Source organism: Desulfurobacterium atlanticum (assembly GCF_900188395.1).
Taxonomy (GTDB): Bacteria; Aquificota; Aquificia; order Desulfurobacteriales; family Desulfurobacteriaceae; genus Desulfurobacterium_A; species Desulfurobacterium_A atlanticum.
Genome location: NZ_FZOB01000020.1, coordinates 1 through 7,114 on the forward strand (window position 1 = coordinate 1; position 7,114 = coordinate 7,114).

7 protein-coding genes and 2 tRNA genes are annotated in these 7,114 nt (G+C 35.4%); 6 read left to right on the forward strand and 3 right to left on the reverse strand.

What is annotated here, in order from left to right:
• Positions 1–220 precede the first annotated feature (220 nt).
• From CHB58_RS08890 to CHB58_RS08910, 5 genes are all read left to right on the forward strand, one after another.
• Positions 221–296, forward strand: a tRNA-Phe gene (locus CHB58_RS08890).
• 51 nt (positions 297–347) lie between these two features.
• Positions 348–434 (forward strand) — tRNA-Leu (locus tag CHB58_RS08895).
• A gap of 200 nt (positions 435–634) precedes the next feature.
• Positions 635–1,399: a tRNA lysidine(34) synthetase gene (locus tag CHB58_RS08900; RefSeq protein WP_089323755.1), complete on the forward strand. Its 765-nt coding sequence runs from the start codon at positions 635–637 to the stop codon at positions 1,397–1,399.
• On the forward strand, positions 1,396–1,953 hold the full coding sequence (locus tag CHB58_RS08905; protein WP_089323756.1) for a flavodoxin family protein: 558 nt from the start codon (positions 1,396–1,398) through the stop codon (positions 1,951–1,953). Before CHB58_RS08900 ends, CHB58_RS08905 begins: the two co-directional genes overlap by 4 nt.
• Complete coding sequence (locus CHB58_RS08910) at positions 1,938–2,570, forward strand: NUDIX hydrolase (protein WP_089323757.1); 633 nt, start codon at positions 1,938–1,940, stop codon at positions 2,568–2,570. Before CHB58_RS08905 ends, CHB58_RS08910 begins: the two co-directional genes overlap by 16 nt.
• 77 nt (positions 2,571–2,647) lie before the next feature.
• On the opposite strand, the gene CHB58_RS08915 is transcribed toward CHB58_RS08910, so the two are convergent.
• From CHB58_RS08915 to CHB58_RS08925, 3 genes are read right to left on the reverse strand one after another with little or no spacing between them, the layout of a single operon-like run.
• Positions 2,648–3,610 (reverse strand): pyridoxal-phosphate dependent enzyme, encoded by a 963-nt coding sequence (locus CHB58_RS08915; protein ID WP_089323758.1) that lies wholly within the window; start codon positions 3,608–3,610, stop codon positions 2,648–2,650.
• A 13-nt stretch (positions 3,611–3,623) separates the two neighbouring features.
• Positions 3,624–4,658, reverse strand: coding sequence for a radical SAM/SPASM domain-containing protein (locus CHB58_RS08920; protein ID WP_089323759.1), 1,035 nt, complete (start codon positions 4,656–4,658; stop codon positions 3,624–3,626).
• 3 nt (positions 4,659–4,661) lie between these two features.
• On the reverse strand, positions 4,662–5,858 hold the full coding sequence (locus CHB58_RS08925) for a radical SAM protein (RefSeq protein ID WP_089323760.1): 1,197 nt from the start codon (positions 5,856–5,858) through the stop codon (positions 4,662–4,664).
• Between the two features lie 84 nt (positions 5,859–5,942).
• Here CHB58_RS08925 and waaF point away from each other — a divergent pair, with 84 nt between their 5' ends.
• A complete protein-coding gene (gene waaF / locus CHB58_RS08930) occupies positions 5,943–6,935 on the forward strand; it encodes a lipopolysaccharide heptosyltransferase II (RefSeq protein ID WP_089323761.1) in 993 nt (330 codons plus the stop codon).
• Positions 6,936–7,114 lie beyond the last annotated feature (179 nt).

The following is a 7,114-nucleotide window of genomic DNA, read 5'->3' on the forward strand; positions in this document are numbered from 1 at the left end:
CGTGGTATAGGTTTATATTTAGCTGCATGGTTGTCCTCCTGGTAGTGGTTTTGGTTTTCTGAAAATTTGAATGTTTAGTGCTCTTAATATTTTAACTACCAGGTGGGCAGCCTTTTTCCTTTGGTGTGGGTGGGGAGTATGTGTATACCTATGCAGGGTAAATTTCTTTTTTATCGTTGACACAAGGGGTGGAAAAGTTTATATTTCCTTCTACACGGTTGCCGAGGTAGCTCAGTCGGTAGAGCAGAGGACTGAAAATCCTCGTGTCGGCGGTTCGATTCCGCCCCTCGGCACCATTTTTATTTTACCCTCCTGAAAATTTAAAATTCATCTATCTAAAAACATCTGCCCGGGTGGCGGAATAGGCAGACGCACGGGACTTAAAATCCCGGGGCCGCAAGGCCGTGCGGGTTCGATTCCCGCCCCGGGCACCATAATGCGTTTCTGTTAAATTTTCCTTAAATTTTTTGTTATAATAAATCAGCGAAACCAATTAGGGGGGTGTTATAATGAGAAGAGAAGAGAAGAGAAGAGAAAAGAAAAGAAAAGAAAAAGTGAAATAGTAAATCTTATTAAAACAAGATCTATTAAGAAAGTTTTTCTTTTATTTTCTGGGGGTAAAGATGCTTCCGTGATGGCAGATGTAGTTTGTAGTGTTATGAATTTTCTTCCTTCAAACGTAGAAGTCTCTACTTTAACAGTTAAATTTCCAAAAATGATATATGACCCGGATAATATAAATGAAAGAAAGAGAATAGAGGAAGTTTTATCTTTCTGGAAAAATATGGGTTTTTCTCATTTGTGGTTAGAATCGGAAGAGTTTGATGATTCTTTATTTGAACAATATCCTTTGACTCCGTGTGTGGCCTGTGAAATTGTTAAATCTAAAGTTTTGTTTAACTTTATTAATTCATGCGAGGATACTGCTTTTTTAATCTCACATACGCTTGATGATGTTTTTGGCTATTTAATAGAAAGTCTTTTTCTTATCATACCTTATGAAAGGTGGGATATTTTAGAAAAAGAAAACTATTCTTTGTTTGAGAGAGTTGCACAGTTGCAGAAAAGAGTTTATAAGTATTTTGCTTATAGATCATGGAGGAGAAAAAACGTATTTATATATAAACCTATTTTAGATTTGTCAGAGTCTGAAATTACTAAAATTATAAAAATCAGGAAGTTTCCTTTGATAGAAGAAAGTTGTCCTTTAAAAGCCGGGAGTAATTTTGTAATGTTTAAACGTTTTATTCATAGAGCTGTAGATTGGTTGAGAAAGAGATATGCTGATGATAGGTTGATATTTGAGAACTACGAATCTGTTATTGAATTTTTCAGGAAGAAAAGTTTATTGATTCCAAAGCACATTATAGAAAACATGGAAATTAGGAGTGGCATATGAAACCGGCTGTACTTTTTTGGTCTAAAACAGGAAACACAAGGAAATTTGCAAATATTATAAGTGATTTATTGTTGGAATTTAAAATAGAAGATTTTTTGGTTGCAGAAATTAGAGAAGATTTTACTTTCAATCCTTTAGATTATGATATTGTTTTTCTTGGCTCCCCGGTTTATAGGTTTTTACCACCGAGGGAAGTAATTTCTTTCGTTGATTTTAATATGGATAAATTTAGACGTTTTCGTTCTCTTAGATCTCCAAAAGTGCCTTTTAAATTCGGTGTTACGTTTTGTACCTACTCTGGCATTCATACCGGAGTAAAAGAAGCGATACCGGCTTTGAAATATTTGTCTCAATTTCTTGAACATTTTGGATTTTTAGTTGTGGAGGAGATGGCTTTACTTTCAAAATTCAGTAATTGGCAGGAGGCAAATATCAAAGGCAAGTGTGGAGATATAAGAGATATGCCTGATAATAGGATTATCAGGAATTTTTATAATGATATCAAAGACTGGTTTATTTATTTTAAGGAGGTTTTAAGATGGAAGTCTTGTTAGGATTAGAAAAATATATTCCAGTTTCTGTATGCGTTCCCTTGATTAAAACAGCGGATGATTTGATTTTTTTGTTAGAAAAAAGAAGTTCCAATGTGAAACATTCAAGAGAAATTTCTTTTCCAGGAGGATTTATAGAAAAAGGAGAATCACCTGAAAAAGCTGCCAGAAGGGAATTAAAAGAAGAGGTATTAATTTCTTCGGAGAAAATAGAGAAATTTTTAAAATTGGGGATTCTAATTTCTCCACTGGGATATTTAATACACATTTTTATTTCTATTCTTAACATAAGCAGGAATGACTTAAGTGTTTTTAATAAAAGAGAAGTTGATAACCTTATTCTTATACCAATGAAAGAGATTATGATGATGAAACCTGAAATGTATTATGTAAAGTTAAAAATTTTCCCTTATGATGAACTGGAAAATGGTAAGAAAAATTGGTTATTGCCTGTTGAAAAATTAAAATTAGGCAGCAGGTATTTAAAACCCTGGGGAGGAAAATCTTATAGAGTTATAGTATATAATTATAACGGTGAACCAATATGGGGAATTACTGGAGAAATTATTTATGAGATTGTTAAAATGTTTAAAAAAGGATATTTAAATTTCTTAAATTGAAAAATGTTTATAGCAAAATTAATAAAGTATTTTGGTATGGCAAATCAATTAGCCTAAAATATTTAAATTTATTGAAATTAAATGTAAATTATCTGTTCCTGTGAAGGAGGATATTTCTTGACCTTTTCATATCCGCCGCCGGTGATGTGGATTAGAATCTTTTCATCTGGGTTTAATTCATTGTTTTCTATTGCTTTTAAAACGCTTGCGATTGTTACTCCTGCTGAGTAATCTATCTCTTCTTCAAGGAACGATTCAAAAGCACTTTTAGCTTTCAAAAGTTCCTCATTTGTTATCCCGTAAATTTTTCCACTGGTTTCTTTTATAAGGTTTGAAAGAAGTTCTATATTTGTTCTTGCGTTGCTTAAAACTTTCGCAAGGATCTTTTCTGCAAGTTCTGGGGGTGGTAGTGGTTCACCTTTAATGGCAGAAAGGACAGGTGCATAAGGCAGATTCTGAGAAAGGTATAGTTTTGGCAGTTTTCTATTCAGAGATTTTGCTGTTTTGTAAATGCTTAAAGGTCCAACACCACCAGAAACAGCCTGAAAGTAAACATCAAACTCTGGTAATCTTCTAAAAAGTCTGTAAAGTCCTTTTATTCTCCATTCGTTGTTTAAACCACCTTCATGTTCATACCTTTCAGGATTTTCCTTAACAAGTTTCTTTGAAAAGTCTATGGCATCGTTATATTCACCTTTAACTGCGTATATAGTTACGCTTTTGGATGGTTTTACAGGAATTTTCAGATTTTCAAGGGCGTATTCTGGAAGCACAATAGTTAAAGGTCTTTTAAGAACAGATGCTTTGTAAAAGAAAGCTCTTGCAACATTTCCTGCAGAAACGACTACAAGCTCTTTACTTTTGCGAAAATGAAGTGTAAGTCCTGTTATGTAATCTTTAAAAGAGCCTGTGGGGCATTTTGCCTTAAACTTTTCAAAGTATCCTGAAAGAAGAATTGTTATATTTTTTCTTCCGAAAAATTCTTCAATAAATGGGTGTCCTTTTAAAAGTGAGGAGAAAAGAATCGACTGAATGGTCATAAAGCCTCCAGATTTAGCAGGAAAGATTTTTGCATATAGCTTCTGTTTTCTCTATCAAAGATGGACATAGAGATGTTTTTCTTATTTTACATCCGCCGCAAATCTCTTTGTATTTACAATTTACACACTCTTTGAAATAGTTTCTGTCAGCGTATATCTTTGCCATTTCACTTTCAAAGATTTTATCAAGGGAAGTTTTTTGCAGATTTCCTATCGATTTTTGTATAAGCGGGCAGGGGTAAACGTTTCCTTCACTTGTCACGTAAACAAAATCTTTCACTGCCCTGCATCCGGGGAATACCTTATAATAGTATGGAGGAACAAATAAACCTTTCTCTTCCATCTTTTTTAGAACAGCCCAGTAGTGGGGAACAGTGGTTGTGCACAGGGCAAGGTCTTTGTATTTGCACTGAAGTTCATATATAGTTTTAAGGGATTCTGCTATTTCGTCTGTTTCCATCTCTGCATGGGGAAGTTCCTTTTCACCTCTTCCCATCTCAACATAGTGGAAGATTATAAGTATATCTGCACCTAATTTGTGACTTAATTCAACAATGTATGGAAGGTCATTATAGTTATATTTTGAAAGGCAGGTTGTAATTCTAAGAGGGATATCGTGCTTTCTAACAAGCTCCGCTCCTTTAACTGTTAGGTCAAAACTTCCTTTACCTCTTAAAAAGTCGTGGTTTTCTCTTTTTCCATCTATTGCCACTATGATGTCGTCAACTCCGTAATCTTTGAATTTCTTTATCAGATCGTTAGTAAGGTAAGTTCCGTTTGTTGGCAGAGAAACGTAAAATCCAAGTTCCTTTGCATACTTAAATATGTCCCAGAAATCCGGGTGCATTGTTGCTTCGCCACCTGTTAAGGTTACTTTCTTTCCTGAAGAACACAGTCCATACTTTGAAAGGTTAAGTTCCTTATACTGGTCTAAAATACCCTTCCAGAAGAAACCTGGAAGGGCATTTTTATCTATATTGGTAATGTAGTGGCAGTATTTACATTTAAGATTGCAGGCTTTTGTTATGGAAAGTTTAAGGTCATACATTTATTACTCCTTAATGTTCTTTATAGGACACATAATATCTTCACCTAAGAAACTACCTGTTTTTGCGTAGGCTCTTGCTCTGCATCCGCCACATTCTTGTTTAAATTCACACTCTCCGCATATACCGCCAAGTTCTGGTTCATAGCCATGTTCTTTCCTGAAAGCTTCTTTCAGCTCTTCAAGTTTTGCAGGATTTTTAACTTCGTCAAAACCGTAAATATCAGGGTTAAAACCTCTTGCAAGTTTTATGGCTTTAAAGTCTGGTGTTTCTATCGCAATTTTGCTTAATTTCTTTTCTCTAATGTTTCCAACTTTCATCGTAACGTATGCACATGGCCACACATCACCGTTTGGAAGGATGTGAAATCTTGTTATACCTGCAGGGCACCCTATCGGTTTTACTCTTGGAAATACGTTTATCTTTCCTTCTTTGTATTCTTCTGTCATTTTCTCTTTAAGCCATAGGGTATAGCAGGGGGAACAGATAGGTTTTAGCCATACATTTGTTGTTTTCTGCCTTTCGTAGATATATTCAAATACTTCCTGTGCTTCTTCAGGTGTTAGGTCTGGTAAATCTTTTCCCCTTCCTGTGGTTATCAGAAAAACAAAGTAAATTCTGTATGTCCCAAGTTCTTCAGCAAGGTCTATTATCGCCGGGATTTCATCTTTGTTAAGTTTTGAAACTGTGGTGTGAAACTGGAATCTTAATCCCATTTTTTTTGCAAGCTTTAAATTTTTATAGACTTCGTCAAAACATCCTTTAAGGCCTCTTATTTCGTCGTGCTTTTCACCAACACCATCTATTGAAACGCCGACTCTCCACATTCCTGCATCAAGGAGTTTCTTAATGTTTTCTTCAGTTAGAAGGGTTCCGTTTGTTGCCATAACAAGCTGCATCCTTGTATTTTCAAAGGCAAATTTTATGATGTCATAAATGTCTTCCCTTAAAAGAGGTTCTCCACCTGTGATTGCAAACTTCACAGGTCCAAAGTTTTCCCATATATCCATTATAAGAGCTTTTGCTTCCTCAGTTGTAAGTTCATCAGGCCACTTTTTGTTTTTTCCAGACTCTATTGAGCAGTGTTTACACTCAAGATTACATTCGTTTGTGCATGCCCAGACAAACTCTCCAGGCAGATATGAAAAGCAGCCAAGTCCAACGGTGTCATTATCAAAGATATATTCAAGATTAACAGCCATTTTTGCCTCCTTTAGTAAAATTCCCTTAAATTTTAACACATTAAAAGTTTCTATTTTTATCGGTTTTCAAATTGGAGGTTTTGGATGAAAATTCTTATATTTCAAACAGCCTTTATAGGGGATCTTGTGCTTGCTTCTTCTCTTATTAAATCTGTGAAGAAAACTTTTTCTGAAAGCTCAGTTTCTCTTGTTTGCAAAAAAGGGTATGAAAGTATTTATAAGAGGTTTGAGTATCTTGATGAGGTGATTCCTTATGATAAAAAAGGGATAAGAGGATTTGCCGCTCTTTTGAAAGAGAAAAGGTTTGATGTCGTTTTCTCCCCTCACCGTTCTCACAGAACATCTACGGTGCTTTTTCTTGCCAGAATACCTGAAAGAATAGGCTTTGATAATTCAGGTTTCTCTTTTCTTTACACAAAAAAAGTTAAGTATGAAAAGGGACTTCATGAAGTTGAAAGAAATATAAAGCTGCTTCTTTCATATAAGTCAGATGCGGTAGTTGACTTAAAACCGGAACTTTATGTTTCTGATAGTGAGAAAGGGCAGGTACTTGAGAAATTTGGAATAGGTGCACCTTATGCTGTTATTTCTCCCGGTTCTGTATGGCCGACAAAAAGGTGGATTCCTGAATATTTTGCAAAGGTTGCTCTGTTTTTAAAAAGGAAAGGTTTAGTTCCTGTTATTGCAGGAGGTCCTCAAGACAGGGAGATTGCGGAGACAGTTGCAAAAGGCGCGAAAGGAGCGGTAAATACAGCAGGGAAAACGTCGTTAAGAGAGTTTATGGCTCTTATATCCCAGGCTCAAGTTGTTATAACAAACGATTCATCACCTACCCATTTTGCTGTGGCTTTTGATAGACCTGTTGTTACGATTTTTGGACCCACTGTGAAGGAGTTTGGATTTTATCCCTATTCTAAAAAGGGAAGAGTAGCGGAAATAAACCTTTACTGCAGACCGTGTGGAATTCATGGAGGTAAAAGATGTAAAGAAAAACACTTTAAATGTATGAGAGATTTAACCCCAGAAAAAGTTATTCCGCTGGTGGAAGAGGTGTTAAATTCCGAATTAAAATTATGAAAAATCTTTCAAAGGTAGGGGGTGAGCACATTCTCCCCACCCTTTTCCAATACCCCCAGCCTATTAGCCACCACAAAAACATCCTCAAGCAGCACAACAGGGAAACAAGCAACATTAAGATTAAACAAACAATCCCACTTACTCTTTAAAACCTCAAAAGGCGTTCTCCCATTCATACC